The 16757-nt window shown below is 41.0% G+C and carries 15 protein-coding genes; 5 read left to right on the top strand and 10 right to left on the bottom strand.

Going from position 1 to position 16757, the window contains the following annotated elements; translation table 11 throughout:
• Window positions 1-371: 371 nt before the first annotated feature.
• From T487_RS0101695 to argS, 7 genes are all read right to left on the bottom strand, one after another.
• Window positions 372-2312, bottom strand: coding sequence for an amylo-alpha-1,6-glucosidase (locus tag T487_RS0101695; RefSeq protein WP_031573249.1), 1941 nt, complete (start codon window positions 2310-2312; stop codon window positions 372-374).
• Window positions 2313-2458: 146 nt separating this feature from the next.
• Complete coding sequence (locus tag T487_RS0101700) at window positions 2459-3187, bottom strand: ferredoxin reductase domain-containing protein (protein ID WP_031573251.1); 729 nt, start codon at window positions 3185-3187, stop codon at window positions 2459-2461.
• Between the two features lie 223 nt (window positions 3188-3410).
• A complete protein-coding gene (locus T487_RS0101705) occupies window positions 3411-5303 on the bottom strand; it encodes a type I glutamate--ammonia ligase (RefSeq protein ID WP_031573255.1) in 1893 nt (630 codons plus the stop codon).
• 229 nt (window positions 5304-5532) lie between these two features.
• The gene (locus T487_RS0101710) at window positions 5533-6324 is read right to left on the bottom strand and encodes an ABC transporter permease (RefSeq protein ID WP_031573259.1); all 792 of its coding nucleotides are present in this window, start codon (window positions 6322-6324) and stop codon (window positions 5533-5535) included.
• Between the two features lies 1 nt (window position 6325).
• Window positions 6326-7135 carry an ABC transporter permease gene (locus T487_RS0101715; RefSeq protein WP_242847998.1) on the bottom strand — a complete coding sequence of 270 codons (810 nt, stop codon included), beginning with the start codon at window positions 7133-7135 and terminating at the stop codon, window positions 6326-6328.
• A 2-nt stretch (window positions 7136-7137) separates the two neighbouring features.
• Window positions 7138-8133, bottom strand: coding sequence for an ABC transporter ATP-binding protein (locus T487_RS0101720; RefSeq protein ID WP_031573265.1), 996 nt, complete (start codon window positions 8131-8133; stop codon window positions 7138-7140).
• Between the two features lie 157 nt (window positions 8134-8290).
• On the bottom strand, window positions 8291-9976 hold the full coding sequence (gene argS, locus T487_RS0101725; RefSeq protein ID WP_031573267.1) for an arginine--tRNA ligase: 1686 nt from the start codon (window positions 9974-9976) through the stop codon (window positions 8291-8293).
• Window positions 9977-10211: 235 nt separating this feature from the next.
• Between argS and T487_RS0101730 the strand changes: the two genes are divergently transcribed.
• From T487_RS0101730 to tpx, 3 genes are read left to right on the top strand one after another with little or no spacing between them, the layout of a single operon-like run.
• Window positions 10212-11732 carry a Ppx/GppA phosphatase family protein gene (locus tag T487_RS0101730; protein ID WP_031573270.1) on the top strand — a complete coding sequence of 507 codons (1521 nt, stop codon included), beginning with the start codon at window positions 10212-10214 and terminating at the stop codon, window positions 11730-11732.
• A 23-nt stretch (window positions 11733-11755) separates the two neighbouring features.
• Window positions 11756-12631 carry a DUF2156 domain-containing protein gene (locus T487_RS0101735; protein ID WP_031573273.1) on the top strand — a complete coding sequence of 292 codons (876 nt, stop codon included), beginning with the start codon at window positions 11756-11758 and terminating at the stop codon, window positions 12629-12631.
• 21 nt (window positions 12632-12652) lie between these two features.
• Window positions 12653-13153, top strand: a complete 501-nt coding sequence (gene tpx / locus T487_RS0101740) for a thiol peroxidase (protein WP_031573275.1) — start codon at window positions 12653-12655, stop codon at window positions 13151-13153.
• Between the two features lie 38 nt (window positions 13154-13191).
• Here tpx and T487_RS0101745 read toward each other — a convergent pair whose 3' ends face one another.
• Both T487_RS0101745 and trmB read right to left on the bottom strand, forming a co-directional pair.
• Window positions 13192-13584, bottom strand: coding sequence for a hypothetical protein (locus T487_RS0101745; RefSeq protein WP_031573278.1), 393 nt, complete (start codon window positions 13582-13584; stop codon window positions 13192-13194).
• The gene (gene trmB, locus T487_RS0101750) at window positions 13571-14230 is read right to left on the bottom strand and encodes a tRNA (guanosine(46)-N7)-methyltransferase TrmB (RefSeq protein ID WP_031573281.1); all 660 of its coding nucleotides are present in this window, start codon (window positions 14228-14230) and stop codon (window positions 13571-13573) included. The genes T487_RS0101745 and trmB overlap by 14 nt, the downstream gene beginning before the upstream one ends.
• Window positions 14231-14411: 181 nt before the next feature.
• On the opposite strand from trmB, the gene T487_RS0101755 reads away from it, so the two are divergent.
• Window positions 14412-15032: a hypothetical protein gene (locus tag T487_RS0101755; protein ID WP_031573283.1), complete on the top strand. Its 621-nt coding sequence runs from the start codon at window positions 14412-14414 to the stop codon at window positions 15030-15032.
• A gap of 175 nt (window positions 15033-15207) precedes the next feature.
• Here T487_RS0101755 and T487_RS0101760 read toward each other — a convergent pair whose 3' ends face one another.
• Window positions 15208-15528 (bottom strand): cupin domain-containing protein, encoded by a 321-nt coding sequence (locus T487_RS0101760; protein ID WP_031573286.1) that lies wholly within the window; start codon window positions 15526-15528, stop codon window positions 15208-15210.
• A 302-nt stretch (window positions 15529-15830) separates the two neighbouring features.
• Between T487_RS0101760 and rocF the strand changes: the two genes are divergently transcribed.
• The gene (gene rocF / locus T487_RS0101765) at window positions 15831-16745 is read left to right on the top strand and encodes an arginase (RefSeq protein ID WP_031573289.1); all 915 of its coding nucleotides are present in this window, start codon (window positions 15831-15833) and stop codon (window positions 16743-16745) included.
• The last annotated feature ends 12 nt before the right edge of the window (window positions 16746-16757 follow it).

The following is a 16757-nucleotide window of genomic DNA, read 5'->3' on the forward strand; positions in this document are numbered from 1 at the left end:
ACTTGTTACTTAAATCTACAAATGGTCTTTTTCATCTCTGCATGCAATTCACTTAGATTTTTTGGTTCTATGTGTATTTGGCTTCAATGTATTGGACTAATGGTAAGTCTATGGTCTCTTTCTCTTTTCAGGTATAGCAGATTAACAATCTACGGTGATTAAGCGGATTCTTTTATTCTGTTTCTAAAGATGGGTTCCATTGGATGTCTGTTTTAGGTATTCCTTGGAGCTCATCTTTATATTAACAGAATTTACTGAATAAATAAAATGCCACCATCATCAAAGAGGTCCTTTGTTCTTGCTCAAGCTCTTTCTATCTTAATCGCACCTCTATTTACGCATTCTTAATTGTTTTTATGAATTATTATACATCACTCTGCTGCTTTTACCGCTCGCAGCAGCTCACCCACACTCCAAGCCTGAGCAAAACAGCCTTTGGACACATCAGGTTCCAAACCATCAAATATTTCTGCAATCTGGCCTAAACAACCTTCTTGAAGCGTCCCCTCCAGAAGTTCCAGATCCCGTCTGACTTTTATTTTTGATTCTTCACTGTATGCATGCACCTTCAGATAGGAGAGATAATATGCCCCCAGCGGAAATGCCCAGACAGTTCCTTGATGATATGCCATATCTCTGTTCCATAAGGACCCGCCGTAAGATGATTTGAACTCAGGATCCTTTGGTGAAAGGGACCGAAGTCCATAGGGTGTAAATAATTCTGCATACACTTTTTCTACTACAAGCTTTTCTTTCTCTATGGGTAGAATGCTGTATGGTAAAGAAACAGCCCAAATCTGATTCAGTCTGACCTGATCATCCGCAGAAGTGCCGGATATAACATCTTTTAGGCACTGCTCTTTCTCATTCCAGAACTGATTCAAAAAGGATTCTTTCACTTTTTCGGAAAGCTCCTCATAGGCAGCATCCTCATCCAAATGCAGCATTCTGGAGAAAGAAGCCAGGATCTTCAGCGCATTATACCAGTAGGCATTAATCTCCACAGGTTTCCCGTGTCTTGGTGTTGGCAGCACATCTTGGATTCTTATATCCATCCAGGTCACCTGCTCCAGATCTTTCCCCGCAGAAATCAGTCCGTCGTCCTCCATTCTGATGTGAAAATCGGTTCCCTTCTTATACCATTCAACGATCTCCTTCATTTCAGGGTATGCTTCCCGCACAAAGTCCAGATCCCCAAACTGATCAAAGTACATTTGAACAGCATAAATAAAGAGGAGGGAGGCATCTGCTGTATTATACATAGGCGCTGCATCCCCTTCTGGGAACATATTGGGCATGATTCCTTTTCTCATGTATTTCATGAAAGAACGGAATATATTTTCTGTATCCTCTTTCCTTCCTGTGGCGATGCAGCATCCCATCACTGCAATCATTGTATCTCTGCCCCAGTCTCCAAAGAATGGATACCCTGCTAGAATGGTTTTCCCTCCTGTAGAATCCCGATCCACGACAAAAGCATCTGCTGCAAGAACAAGTTTCTTTGCCAAACCTGAATTCACATCTGCTCTTTTCAGAAGCTCTTTTTTTCGTGCTGTCTCATTTTCCATGATTTCCGAAGGTGACTCATTGATATCTTTCAGCCCGTACATGACATAAGCATCCCGAACCTCTCCAGGCATGAGGTCATAGACATAGGAGTGCATGGAAAATGCACTGCCCACAGAATCCCGTTCATCTTTAGCATCATCTTCAAAATACAGATCTTTTTGCCAGGAAGCTTCATCCACCTGTATCCGGCCATCTGTTTTATACTGCAACGTGTAGCCATTGCTTGACATACAATCTCTTCTCAACTCGAAAGTCTGCCCTTGCAAAGGCATATCTCCTTTTTTGGTGAACCTGAGCCATGGTTTCAGTCGGATCCTGACAGGATTCTCACTCCGATTCACAATATTGTAGGAAAGCAGCAGCAGATTTTCTTCATGTTTCATGACAATTCTCTTCTCAAGCTCCACACCAAAAACCCGATACCTATAGGTCGGAAAATCAGCCATCTCGAAACTGTCCTGATGTCTGAACCCTTCCGCATTTTTCGTGTAACCAACAAACTCCTGGGAAAGAAGACTGCACTCTTTCTCTTGAACTGTTATGATTTCTTCCATATTGGAGATGAACTGCACCCAATGATTAGGAGCTTTCACCGCGGCCATGAGAAGCACCTGCTCATTCCTTGATGCTGAACCAGAAATTGACAAAGAGGAATACCCGCCTCTTTGGTTTGTCAAAAGATAATATCTTTCCTGAGCCCTTCTTAGACTATTAAACTGACTTTTTCCATAAAAATAATTCACAAAACGCCTCCTGCAAATGGGTTATTTTCAATCTGTAACTAGAATTATTATATCAGAGCTTTTGAAAACAACAAAAGAAGAAAGGAACACCGTTCCTCTCTTCTTTTGGACAATTCATCAGAATAGATTCATATAGATTCATTCTGCTATAATATCATCTGAAAATCTTTTGGGCTCATCATAAGCATTCTGCTGATGAACTGCTCTTTTTTATCCACAACAATATCTTTAAATTCCACGCCATGTTCCATGAGCCAATGGGTGCGCTGAATCACAAAAGCATCACTGCCCACAAGATAAAAAATGGGGGATTCATCTGAAAGCACATTTTCAAGAACCTCATCCAGCCCGCTTCTTCCTTTCAGCCACGCATGCTTGACGCTGTCACCTGCCATGGATTCAAATTCCTTCTGATAAAGAAAGCTTCCACCAGCATCCACATTAATCTGGTACACGTCTTTGATTCCCATTGGATTGTTATGGTGCTGCAGAATCAGCGGCCTCATGGTTGCAATGCCTACCCCCATGGAAAGAAGAACCAGAGGACGGTTTTCACGTCTCAGTGCCATTCTAGACCCGGGTTTAAACACAAGGAGTTCCTGTCCTACCTTCATATTGAAAAGTGTCTCTTTAAACACAGATAGGTCTCCACGTTTTCGAGTGGTGAACCCAATCTTCCCTTCTTCGGGCAACGTCATGATGGACATATGCCTGACAAACGTACCTTTGGGAGCATTAAAATCATACCCCTCAATACCAATGTGCGCATGGGAACCTTCCTCCCAGTTAAAATCCTCCGGCATTTCCAAGAGAAATGTCCATGTATCTTCTGACTCTTCCAGGATATCGGTAATTTTAAGTCTATACTTTATCATTCTGCTCTTCCTTTTATGTTATTTGATTGTATACAATCTATTTTCTCAACTTTTATTATACAGTCCATAACAGACACTGTCAAAACTTAACAAAGCCTATGAGAGAAATTCATATTGAGTAATCTAGCTCTCATGCAAGATTTCACCGAATCCTGTCCTGGGATTTTTTTAACAACCAGAACTGCACAAAAAAACAGCCCCCTGATGAAAGGAGGCTGTTTTCCTATTGAAGGTCGAGCAGATTTTCTTTGTATTCTTTGTAGGCAAGCCTCAATTCATCCATCTTGTCATACATCAGCTTTTGCGTTTCTGAGAGTGTATCCCACTCTTTCTGTTCCACAGCCTGTCGCATATAATTGAATACGCCTTTTCCTTTGTCTGTATTTTTCATCAGGGAAATCTTCAATCTTTCCACCTTATCCCAGTTGGCCCGATCATCGAGGAAAACGCCATCTTTATGGAACTTCCTGAAGCTTCGGATTTCCTGAATAAATGTTGGAATGATCCTATGATCAATCTCTGTGTACCATTTATATAACAAACCATCAATGTAACTGTCTATGATTTTTTCACTGAACACATTCTCCGCTTTTAAGATTTGTGTTTTTTCTGGATACTGGAAGAATCCCTTGATATTTTCATAAACCGTTTCAGGAGCAACGCCAAAATATCGCTCTCTTTCCTCATCACTGAAATCATCAAACACATCTTTTTCCGTTCGGTAGGCTCTTCCTTTGCCCAGATAGTCAAAGGACTCTTCCGGTGTTTTAGAAAGCTCTTTCAGCAGTTCTTCCGGTTCTTTCAGAACAGCATAGCTGATTCCATCTTTCATAGCCATAAACATAGAAGCCATACAAAGATAGGTGTTGGTATGTGGGTTTGGCGCCCTTAGTTCAAATCTTGTGGCAAGCGGATTTTTCTCATCTCGGATGAGACCAATCAGAATTGTTCTGTTCCTTGAAGGCACTGCAGGTTCATAGCCCAATGAGCAAACAATACTGATGGGCGCTTCATACCCTTTTTTCAGTCTTTTGAAGGCTTCATTGGATGAAGTCACAAAGGGATTGATGACCTCATAATTTTTCAGTACGCCCATGATGGCTCCATAGCCAATGGAACTTAGAAAATCTTCTCGTGTGCTGTGGAAAAGATTTATCCGTTTTCCATCTTTCAGCTTTACCGCAGCGCTGAAGTGGGTGTGTTCTCCACTGCCCGCAATTTTATCAAGCGGTTTGGCCAGAAAGGTGACTTCCAGTCCGTATCTGATGAAAACTTCCCGCACCAGATTCTTGACAAAGAGCTCATAATCCGCTGTCTGTTTTGGTGAAGAGAACTTCCAGTCAATTTCAAGCTGCTCTAAAACCCCTTCAAACCGTCCATGATCATTCAGCTTCGCTCTTACTCCTCCCACTTCCTTATGTCCCATTTCGGGTTCAATCCCATATCTGTCCATGAGAATCAATGTTTCTTCAAGAGCGCTCCTCACTGCACCTCTTGTCTTGCTCCAGTACTGCTCCTTCAGTTCCTGAGAAGTACTAAGGGCCTCAATATCTCCAGAAGTGTTGGGTGACTTCACCCAAAACTCCAGTTCTGTAGCCGTGGTGAGGCAGACTTCGTCGATATCCTCGGCGGTGAACCCAAACTCTTTCTGGAGTGAGGGCGATTGAAATGCTTCCAGGATATCCTTCTTCATGACAGTTTCAGCTTCCTGCAGTATATGTCTCGAGTCAACTGCAACTCCATCATGGTAGAGAAAACATGGAATTTTCAGGGTGCCCACAGGTTTTCCTGTTTCAAGATCCATCAGAGTTTCATTATACTCAACGAACCAATTGACCGTGGGATCCGCTTTCATATCAACTTTTGCATTATTGAGTGTGGCAATCTTCGGGAGAAATACAGAGGACCCGTCTGTCTGAGCTGCAAAGCCGTAGAGATAGGTGTCCAGATCCTCCAGGAATAAACGCACCGGTATTTTGGTATCTGTTTCGTGTCCGATCAAATCAACGGCCGCCAAGGAAACAAACTGCACCTCTGGATGACTGTTGAGGGCTCTTGTCAGATGTTCCTTGGTCAGTTCATGAGGTTTTAGTGTATACAGCAGGTCTTTTCTCATAATTCACTCTCCTAACAAAAATTTAACAACGTGGTTATCTTATCACAGTAAAACCAGTAAGGTAAATCATCTGAGAAAAATTGCGAAGAACGAAAGAATAATAGTGCTTTTGACTTTATATTCGTCAGAATAGAACGATTTCAGCATTACAAAAAAAAGTGAGAAGCGCTCATTATCTGTCGCTTCTCACAGATTTAGTCCAATATGTCCATTCTTATATTGCTTTTTCTCAGGATCCTGAACTTTCGTATTTGGTAAGGCCTTTCAGCCAGACATGATACGCAACCAGTATACTGAAAATGCTCACAAGGATTGTCATACCTATTCCTTGAATAAACGTAACTTTCCCTAAGAAATAGGCTCCTGGATAGTATCCTGTAAAGGCAAAGGGGATCACAAAAGTCAAAAGTCCCCGAATCGCATTGGGATAAATGGTCATGGGATATTTTGTAAATGTGCTCATCTGATATGTCATATAGAGATAGGACTGGGCAAACTTGATCCAGAAGGAAATGCTCGATACGGCAAGTTTGATGGCCGTATAAATGATGGTGGCAAAGAACACCGCAGTCAGAAAGAGCATCCCTTTCCCCAGTGTGACCTCCATGCCCAGGTGCACACCACTGTATCCAACCAGGATGCTTCCTATGATAATTTCACCAAATCCATCTGGCTGAAAGCGTTCAGACAATAAGTGAAACAAAGGATTGATAGGTCTTAGAAGATACTTGTCAAACCCACCTTCCAGAAGAATCCGCCCACTTAACAACCATAGATTATCAGTGAAAACATGATCGATCCCCCTGGGAATCTGTGCAAATCCATAGATGAACAGAACTTCGTGGAAAGTCCACCCAGATAAAGCAGGTATACTTCTGAAAATCAGCTGAATAAAGACCACACCTGAAAATTGGACCAGAATAAAGCCAACAAGGCCAAAAATAAAGTCTGCACGATATTCGATCAGTATCTTGATGTACTGCTTCAGAAACTGCAGATAAAGCTTACTATATCTTCTCATTTTAGCCTCCTAGTATGGTTAATGACTTTACCACCGCTTTCCAGACAGTTCTGGACAACATCACCATAACCAACAGCCAGAACAGCTGCAGGAGAATGAAGTATGCCACATCCATTCCAGAGAGCTTTCCCAGATAGATCATCACAGGTGTGTAGATGATGGAGCTGAAAGGAAGAACCTGGATAATTTTTTGAACCAGATCAGGAAAAAACACCAGAGGGATCAGCGCACCAGAAAGAAGCTGTGACAAAGCACCCATAATCTGGCTGACTCCCCACATATTGGTCAGTTTGAATGAAAGAAGGCCAAAGGTATAGCTGAAATAAAAATTAATCAACAGTCCAATGCTCAGACTGAGTGCAAAAAGTGGCAGCTGTTGTATGTAGAGTGTGCCTGTCGCCTGATAAAGCAGAACATTGACCACCAGAAAAGCTGCGATAAATATCACGATGAAATTGTACAGCACTCCTCCCAGCACCTGAAAAAGCATCCTCATTTCATAACTGATGGGTCTGATGAGATTGATGGCAATGGTGCCGTCTTTCACTTCTCTGGAGATGTCAAAAGAAATATCTACAGATGTCATCAGTCCAGTTAAAAACGAAAACATAATATAGGCATACATTTCCTCCAGTGTAAAACCATTGAGAATCTGATCCGGTGAGCTGGAAAAGATTGCTTTCCAAAGAAAGAAACTCACCAACAGCATCAGCCACTCCCCCATCATGAAGATGATCACATTGGCTTTATAGCTGAGAATCATCTGGAATGTATTGAATGTAAATGGAAGATACATCTTGAGCTTTTTCACCTCTACACCTCATTCCTGTATATTCTCTTCACGATATCCTCAATGGATACTTCTTTAATTTTAAAGTCTGTCACATCCAGTGTACCCATCAGATCTTTCAGTATCTCAGTGCTGGATAATAGATTTTTGTTGTATTTGATCCATAACCGGTTATCTTCTGATGTCACAGTACAGCCTCTGCTTTCAAGCCGCGAAGCAATGGGCAGTTTCTCCAGCAGGATGAGCTCTTTTGTAATCAGCTCTATTTCAGCTTGAGAGCCATATGTTTCCTTAATATGCTCAAGATTTCCGTCATAGAGCATCCTGCCACGGTCAATGATGATGATTCGGCTGGAGAGCTCTTCGATGTCCATAAGATCATGGGTTGTAAGTATGATGGTTGTACCGTATACCTCATTGATCTTTTTGATGGCTTTTCTCACATTTTCCTTCACCACCACATCAAGACCGATGGTGGGTTCGTCCAAATAGATGACCTTGGGATTATGGATCAGTGCTGCAGCTAAATCTCCTCTCATTCGCTGCCCCAACGAAAGAGTTCTCACAGGCTGGAGCATAAAGTCTTTCAGTTCAAGCACTTCACTCAGAAACGCCATCTGCTTCTGATAGAGATCATCCGGCACTTCATAAATATCTTTTAACAGAGTAAAAGTCTCCGATAGAGGCAGATCCCACCAAAGCTGAGTCTTCTGCCCAAAAACCACCCCAATGTCTCTTGCGTTGACCTGTCTGTTTTCATAAGGCACTCTGCCATTGACAGTCACAGTACCTGCTGTAGGTGTGAGAATTCCTGTCATCATCTTGATCGTTGTTGATTTTCCTGCACCATTCGCACCAATGTATCCAACGATCTCCCCTTTGTTTATTGTAAAACTGATATCATCTACAGCTTTTGTTACGGTATATTCTCTGGAAAAAAAGGATTTTATGGCGCCTTTGAACCCAGGATACTTTTTATTGATTTTAAACTCTTTTGTCAAATTTTCTACAGTGATCATATCTATCACCCCTTTCTCAAATGTCAGGAACTGAACTTATAGTATTTAATAATCTTTGGTTCACTAGATAAAAATAAGAGCGATCTTAAACAGCTCTCTCTGAATCAACCGTCAAAGAAGACACAGCTTTAAAAAGCTGTGTCTATCTTATGAATTATTACATCTCTTCTACTGTTTCAATACCAAGAAGCGCCAGAGCATTCTTGATGACAACCGTAGTGGCATCCACCAGTTGGAGTCTTGCTTTTTTAACGCTGGTCTCTGCCGAATTTATCGGACAATTGTTGTAGAATTTATTGAAATCCTTGGCCACTTGAAGCACATATCTGGTGATGACTGAAGGCTCATATTTTTCCATAGCCTGGTTTACTGCACTTGCAAAAGATGCAAGAGTCTTGGAGAGTTCAAACTCCTCTGTACCGGTAAGCACTGATAAATCAGCATCATTATACGTATCGTTTTTCCTTAGAATACTCTTTGCCCTGGCGTAGGTATACTGGACATATGGCCCGGTTTCCCCATCAAAGGACAGTATTTCATCCCAATCAAAGATGATATCCTTCTCCCTGCCGTTTTTCAGGTAGGTGAAGATGACAGCTCCGATACCGACCTTATGCGCTACATCTTCCTTATCCTTCAGATTCGGATTCTTGTCATGAATGATTTTTTCAGCTGTTACTACTGCTTCTTTCAGCAGATCATCCAGTAGAACCACATCACCCTTTCGGGAGGACATCATTTTACCTGGAAATTTAACAAGCCCAAATCCTACATGCACACAATCCTTTGCCCATTCAAACCCAGCAAGTTCGAGGGTTTTGAAAACCTGTCTGAAATGAAGAGACTGTGGTGTGCCAACAACATAAATGTTTTTAAAGAAATCATACGTTCTTTTTCTGTAGATAGCCGCTGCAAGATCTCTTGTGGCGTAAATGGTAGCTCCATCTGCTTTTTTAATGATGGTAGGCGGCATATTATACTCATCCAGCATAACAACCTGAGCTCCATTGCTTTCTGTAAGAATACCCTTATCTTCCAGAATATCCACAACTTCGTCCATCTTATCCCCATAAAAACTCTCACCGGCATAAGAATCGAACTCTACCCCAAGCTCTTTATAGACTCTTTCAAAAACCATGAGAGAAAGTTCTCTGAACTCCTTCCAGAGTTTCACCTCATACTCTTTGCCATCTTCCAGATTCTTGAAATGCGCTCTGGCTTCATCGTTCAAACTGGGCTCTTTCTCCGCTTCTTCATGAAACTTCACATAGATTCTGTTCAGTTCTTCAATCGGAGCTTCTTTCAGTTTTTCAAGATCCACCCATCGTTCGTACCCTGAGATCAGTTTTCCAAACTGTGTGCCCCAATCTCCCAGATGGTTGATTCTTTCGGTCTTATATCCTTGGGATTCAAAAATTCTTGAAAGAGAATTTCCGATTACCGTTGTGAAAAGATGTCCTACATGAAATGGCTTCGCAATATTGGGAGAGGAGTATTCCACAATGACAGTCTTTCCTTCCCCTGTTTCTGTTCGTCCATAGGCCTCGCCTTTTTCAAGAATCTCGCTTACAGCTCCTGACAAGAACTCCGTCTTATCCAAGAAAAAATTCAGATAAGGACCTAAAACCTCAATACGTTCCACTTCTTTAATATCAAGCTGTTCCTTCAGTTCGCCGGCAATGGCATTGGGTGCTTTTCTTAAAGTCTTTGCCAGGGAGAAGCACGGAAAAGCATAGTCCCCCATCTCTGGTCTCGGTGGAATCTCCAAAAGTCTCATGACATCTTCCTGACCGATATTCAGCACACTGCTGATCTTATTTGCTATGACTGCTTTGTAATCCATCGTTCTTCCTCCTTGTTTGTCCCCTCTGGGGCGCTCTGACTTCTATATCAATCTATATCTTATCCATTTTACTACAGTGCGCCTCATTCGTCCATACTCTGGGTACTGCAGTTCCAAAAGAAGTCCCAATGATCAAGTTCTGCCCCTACACTGCTTGTAAAATTTATCCTGAACTGCTTCTTGTAAAATCTATTGTAGTATAATGAATACAATATTAAAAAGCGAGGGAATTGAAATGGAAAAATTCGCATTGATTTATATAGGTGGAAACACAATTCGTTATGCTCTCTGGCAGATTCAAGCGGACCAGAGCTACATTCTCCTGGAATCCTATAGAGAAGATCTGAAACTTGGACAAAATACCCATGTAGAGAATATCATAAAACAAGAAAAAATCGAGCACCTGCTTACCATCCTGAAGCACTTCAAAGAATTCTCAAATTCTGTGTCGACAAATAAAACCCTGATTGTATTATCAGAGTTTTTCCAGAGAATTGAAAATACAGCCGGTATCGAAAAGAGGATCCTGGAGGAGATTGGAGATGAAATCATCAGCCTTACCTGCGAAGAGGAACTCCATTATGATTATCTCGCACTATCCCATTCCATGAATCTCTCCAAATCTCTCATTGTCGATATCAGCGGAGTATCCACTCAAATCGGCTATGTAGATAACGGTATTCTGAAGGATCGGTACCATATTCCGGTTGGACCTGTTTCGTTGACAGAAAAATTCAATCTGGAGAACCTGATCCAAAAAGAAAACCATATCGACTTAGAGAAGCATCTGATTGAAGAGATCCGAAAAATACCTTGGCTCAAATCTTATACTTACAATGATATGGTTATTGTGGGCGGTTCTGCCAGAGCAATCTCTAAGATTGACCGTAAAAAGCGCAGATATCCGCTGGATATCATTCACGAATACACCATGGAAAATCAGGACATCCATTGGCATTATAAATCTCTCATGACAAAAAACCTCAATCAAAGAATTCAAGTGCCTGGTCTGGATAAAGATCGTGCAGATATACTGCCATCGGCTTTAGCCATTGTAGATTTACTTCTTCAAGAAACCGGCATTGAAAAAATCCGCGTCAGCGGATCGGGCATCCGGGAAGGATTCCTTCTGGAACATATTCACAAGAAATTCGGCATACTGTCTCCTATGTTGGAACAGTCCATCTCCAATATACTCAGCCGACACTCTGTTAATAAAACAAAGTCTAAAAACCTGTTTACCCTCACATCAGAACTTTATCAGTCTCTAAATGGCGTGCACAAGGACTGGAAAGATGCGCAAGACATACTGTTCGTAAGTTCGAGACTGCGAGATGTTGGTCTTTCCGTAAGATACTACAATCATGATAAGCACAACTTCTATATCATTGTAAACTCAGAGCTAAGAGGACTGGATCATCGCCAGATCATTCTTTGTGGACTTGCTGCCACCTTTACCAACGGCATTCATAAAGAAGCACCTCTTCTTCAATACGGACAGATCATCAACAGAATGGATTTGGAGATGGTGTATGATATCGGCATCTGTTTAAGCCTAGCTGAGAGATTACTGCAGTCCGACCATAAAGAGCTGCATCTTAGTAAATGTTCTGTTACAGAGGATACCATTGAATTAAAGCTATTGGCCTCAGATGATATTCACTTCGAGCTCCATGACGCCTCAAAGCTCAGTCCAGTATTTCATGAGCTTTATAGAAAAAATCTGATCTTGTCATACGAAAAAATGCAACATTAATCAAGCCTTATAAGGAGTATTTCATGGATTTTATACCACTGACAATAGAGACAAAGAATATTTGGGACAAGTTTTTAAACCCGTTCCCTTACAAAAACTCAAGTTATCAGTTCACGAACCTTTATCTTTGGCGTAAATTCAATAATACAATGTATTTCGCTACAGCGAACCATCTTTTCATCAAAAAAGGCATCGAAGATCCTTATTTCATGGCTCCGGTGTATAAAAATACTCTCCACGCAAAAGAAGCATACGAGATGCTCTTGGCTCATATGGAACAGTGTGGGCATGAGAAGGTAATTAGAGATGTGGAGAAATCTCAGCTGGAGGATCTCAAAAAGATGCCCTTTACCTTCACCTATGAACTTCACAGAGATCAGCAAGAATATATATACAGCGTAGACCAGCTGAGAACTTATCAAGGAAAGGCGCTTCATAAAAAGAAAAATCACTTTAACCAATTTATAAGAAATCACGATTACACTATTAAATATATAGAAGATTCAGTTAAAGAATGCATCGAACTTGCGGAAAAGTGGTTTGAAGAAAGTGAGTATTCTCCACAACTGTATCACGAACTCCTTGGCATCCGTGATTTATTAGGGAACAGGACTTCTTTCAATCTGAAAGGAATATCCGTATTTATTGATGGTGTATGCCAAGGGTTCACAATCCTTGAAGTGATACAGGACGAGGTGATACTGAACCATATTGAAAAAGCACAGAAAACTTTCAATGGTCTTTATGCATTTCTTGTAAAAACTGCTCTGGAAGAGTTCGGAGATGGAATCCTCTATACCAACCGAGAACAGGATTTAGGTATTCCTGGACTAAGAAAATCCAAAGAATCCTATATGCCTCTATTCTTGGAGGAAAAATACATAGTGCGTTTCACATAATTTATACGAGGAGTGATGTTCATGAAAGTAACATTTGGTGGAAACGAAGTCCATCTTTATGGCACACAGCTGCAAGAAGGTGATTTATTGCCTGAATTCATGCTGACAGATTTATCACTGAAGGATGTAGACTCCAGAGACCTGAGCAGTCCAAAAATAATTCTTACTTTTCCTTCTGTGGATACTTCAGTCTGTTCTTTGGAACTATTAACATTCAATGATCAGTTGGAGAATCTGCCTTCTTACAAAGTGTTCGGTGTATCAATGGATCTGCCCTTTGCTCTGAAAAGATGGGTCAAAGAGAATGCAGGCGATTATATTACAATGCTTTCGGACCATAAATTCAGAGTCTTTGGCGAAGTCACGGGAACTTATGTGGAAGAGCTGGGCATCCTTGCTAGAGCGGCATTTGTTCTGGATGAAGATAACCGTGTGGTCTATGCTGAGTATCTTCAGGAAATTGGCCATGAACCGAACTACTCAAAGATTCTCGAAGAAGCGAAAAAAGTATTTGAAAAATAACAGAAACACCCTGGTGTGCACATCACACCAGGGTGTTTCTATTGTAGAAGCATTCTTGCTTCATATTCTTTCATTTTGTCAGGAAGTATCTCTACCATTTCCTCCAAATATCTGCTGAGTAGATAATATACAGCTGAATTCGATGCGGTAAGATCGAAAGAGGATTTCCCGAAAAATACTCCATCATTATCGATGCGCAAATACACAGCATCAATGCGCTCCAGATCTTTCTCCGTCTCAGAGGTTGCTTCTGTAAACATCTGCTTATTGTCTTCATAAAACCGCTGAACATATTTCCTTTCTGTTTCCCCCAGAACCAGACGAAGCTCCAGCACCTTCGCAGCTACATCAAGATATTCGATGAATGTGTTCTTATAATATCCCTTAAGAAAATTATCCAAGTCTTCTTTTATTTCTTCAACACTCATCATGTCCCTTCTCCTCCTGAAACTTGAAAATCCCAAACTTGATTTTTACACCAAAGGAACTGAACTTTTCTTCATACTCCGTTTTGATATTCTCACTGAATCCAGACTCTTCCAAATCAAAGGTCCGGTACATCTCACGAAAGCCCTCTTCCCTAAAGTAATCCAAAGAAGCAGCAAACAGATCATCATCATCGGTTTTAAACCAAACTTCTGTACCAGGTCTGATAAAGCCCTTGTACTTTTTAAGAAATCTTGGATGTGTCAGTCTTCTTTTATTATGGCTGGCTTTAGGCCATGGATTACAGAAATTGATATAGATTTTGGAAACTTCATTTTCACTGAAAATTTCATCTATCCGTTCAATAAACATGGGAATGATTCTTACATTGGTCAATCCAAGTTCATTGATTTTCCGCAACACGAATACCAGCACTTCATCCTTTAAATCAATGGCAATATAGTTGATATCAGGATTTTCATTGGCTAGTGTACTGATGAACTGTCCTTTTCCACAGCCAAGCTCCACGTGAATCGGATGATCATTGCCAAATATTTCCTTCCATTTCCCCTTCTGGTCAAAGGGATTGAGAATGGACTTCTCATCTTCTGCCATTTCTGGTCTGGCCCACCATTTTTTTCTTAATCTCATTTCATCACCTATCTAATTTTATTCCTTAGTGAAGTATACCCTACTTTCCATTTAATTTCATTATTTTGTTCGCATCCATTTCTATCTTCTCATGCAAAATTCCCGAAATTTGATATCCATCATTTTTCCATAACACTTTTATCGATATACTGAAAGCAGAACAACATTTCAGGAGGTTAAAATGAAAGAAAAGCTCGCTCCCATTCATTTTATTCAGCATCAGAGGATTCACCTGCAAGAACAGCTGGAATCTTACCTTTCAGTAAGATTCGGAATGGAAAATAAACTGAATGATTTGGAAAATCAACATGGCACTCCCTCAACCGATGCAATGCTCTCAGATCAGATTGATCATGACAATATTCACGGCTGGCTGGAGGGTCATCTGATAGCCAATGAAAAAAGGCTCAGTGGACTGCTGGCTGAAATCATGAAGAATACGGAAATAGCCGCATTGCATGATGCATACAACGATTTTGGACATAACCTGGGAACCACTTTAAAACGTAATGTTTCTGTTCGCAACGGAGAGGAGCTTTATCAGCTGCTCCAGACTGTCCTTTTAGATGGAATGCCTTGTGACAAAGTAAATAAGCTTGTAGATGCCAGCGAGCATCATCTTGTCTTTTCGAGCCTGAAGGATCTTCATGCTCCTTATTATGAACACGCCGGAATTTCTCCCGTCCTATACCATGAACTGCGCAAAAGCTTTATAGATGGTTTGCTGAAGGAGCTAGACCTTGGCACATACACCTACGCACTGGAAGAAGGCGCCATCATCCATAAAGTAGTTTTATCGTAAATACCTGATCAACAGTAAATAATTCATCTCCCTTCTCTATGCGAAGCATAGGGGGGAGATGAATTATTTTTTGTTTGACGTATCGATTTGTATAAAGTGCATGTAACGAATCTGATATCAACATAAAACGATACCCGGCGGCTTCAAGCTTCAGAGGTTCCTAGTAGAGTGCGGTTTAAAGGAAATCCGCTCTCATTGGGCTGAATATATCCAGCAGCACACCATCTTCCAGCGCCACAGTCCCGTGGGGCACATCTGCAGGCATAAGCAAACTATCGCCTTTATACACGACTCTTTTCTCCTCACCAATGGTGAATTCAAAAACCCCATCCAAAACGTATGTTGTTTGCGTGTGAGGGTGCGAGTGCACATCTCCTACCGCACCTTTCAAAAAGGTGATTTCACACATCATCATCTCCGGATTGTATGCCAGAACCTTTCGTCTGATCCCATCACCACAGACTACTTCCTTTACCTGATCACTCTTTATAAACATACTATATTCCTCCTCAAAATCTATACTCTATTATACCGTGTATCCTAATCATATTACAGTAATCAGATACATTTCTTTCAATAGAATAATGATAAACCCAACCGATGTTTTATACAAATCTTCATTCAAGGAAATCGTTGTCATGTAATCGTTTCTAGAATTCGCCTCTTAGCATCAACACCTTTCAAAGCCTTTAAAATGAACGTTTATACACATAATTGCATAAAGATTTTTATGCCAAATTAATGGTAATATAAAAACTTCTGATATATAATGAATTGTAATTACACGGAGGTGTTCATATGAAAATTGAAATCATTGGGTTTCCAATGTTTTATGGTTGTGACCGACCTGGCGTAGAATTTGGGCCAGATAAATTAAGAGAAGAAGGCCTTGTGGACCTCTTTAAAAAGAACAATGAGCACGTTATAGACAGAGGAAATATCAAAGTAGATCAAGTGGATCCATCCAGGAAGTATGCTTCACATACATCCATGAAGTATCTGAATGAAGTCGTATCTGGAAACAAAAGACTGGCTGAGACAGTCCAAAATGCAATTCGAGAAGGCAATCTGCCCTTCGTTGTCGGCGGAGATCACTCCTTGGGACTCGGTTCCCTGGCTGGTGTCAAATCTGCAACAGAAGACGATTTTGCAGTAATTTGGATTGATGCTCACGCTGACCTCAATATCACTGAGACGAGCCCTTCAGGCAATATCCATGGGATGCCTTTAGGCGCTTCTGCTGGACTTGGAGATGAGATTCTCACAGAACTCTATGTAAAAGGCCAGAAGGTAAAACCCGAAAACATTTATATCCTTGGCCTGAGAAGTGTAGATGAGGGCGAAGAGATCATCATAAAAGAACATGGGATTCACACCTGGAGAATGACAGATATCAGAGATAGAGGAATGGAAAAAGCAATCCAAGAACTTCTAAGCAAAATTTCAGAGAGCGGCATCAAGCACATCCATCTGTCTTACGATATAGATTCTCTGGATGCCCGACATGTACCGGGAACAGGAACTCCTGTAGAGGACGGTTTGGAATTCGAAGAGAGCAAACAGCTGGTTTCTGCCATCATTGATACAGGTCTTGTTAGAAGTATTGATTTTGTGGAGTTCAATCCAATCACGGACAGAAACAATCTTACATTGAATTCTTCACTCAGCATGCTCGAAACTTTCTCAGAAGCCCTTGGCAGAAGAGATTTATAAAATAAAAGCTCT

Origin of the sequence: Proteiniclasticum ruminis DSM 24773 (assembly GCF_000701905.1) — a bacterium.
Classification (GTDB): Bacteria; Bacillota; Clostridia; order Clostridiales; family Clostridiaceae; genus Proteiniclasticum; species Proteiniclasticum ruminis.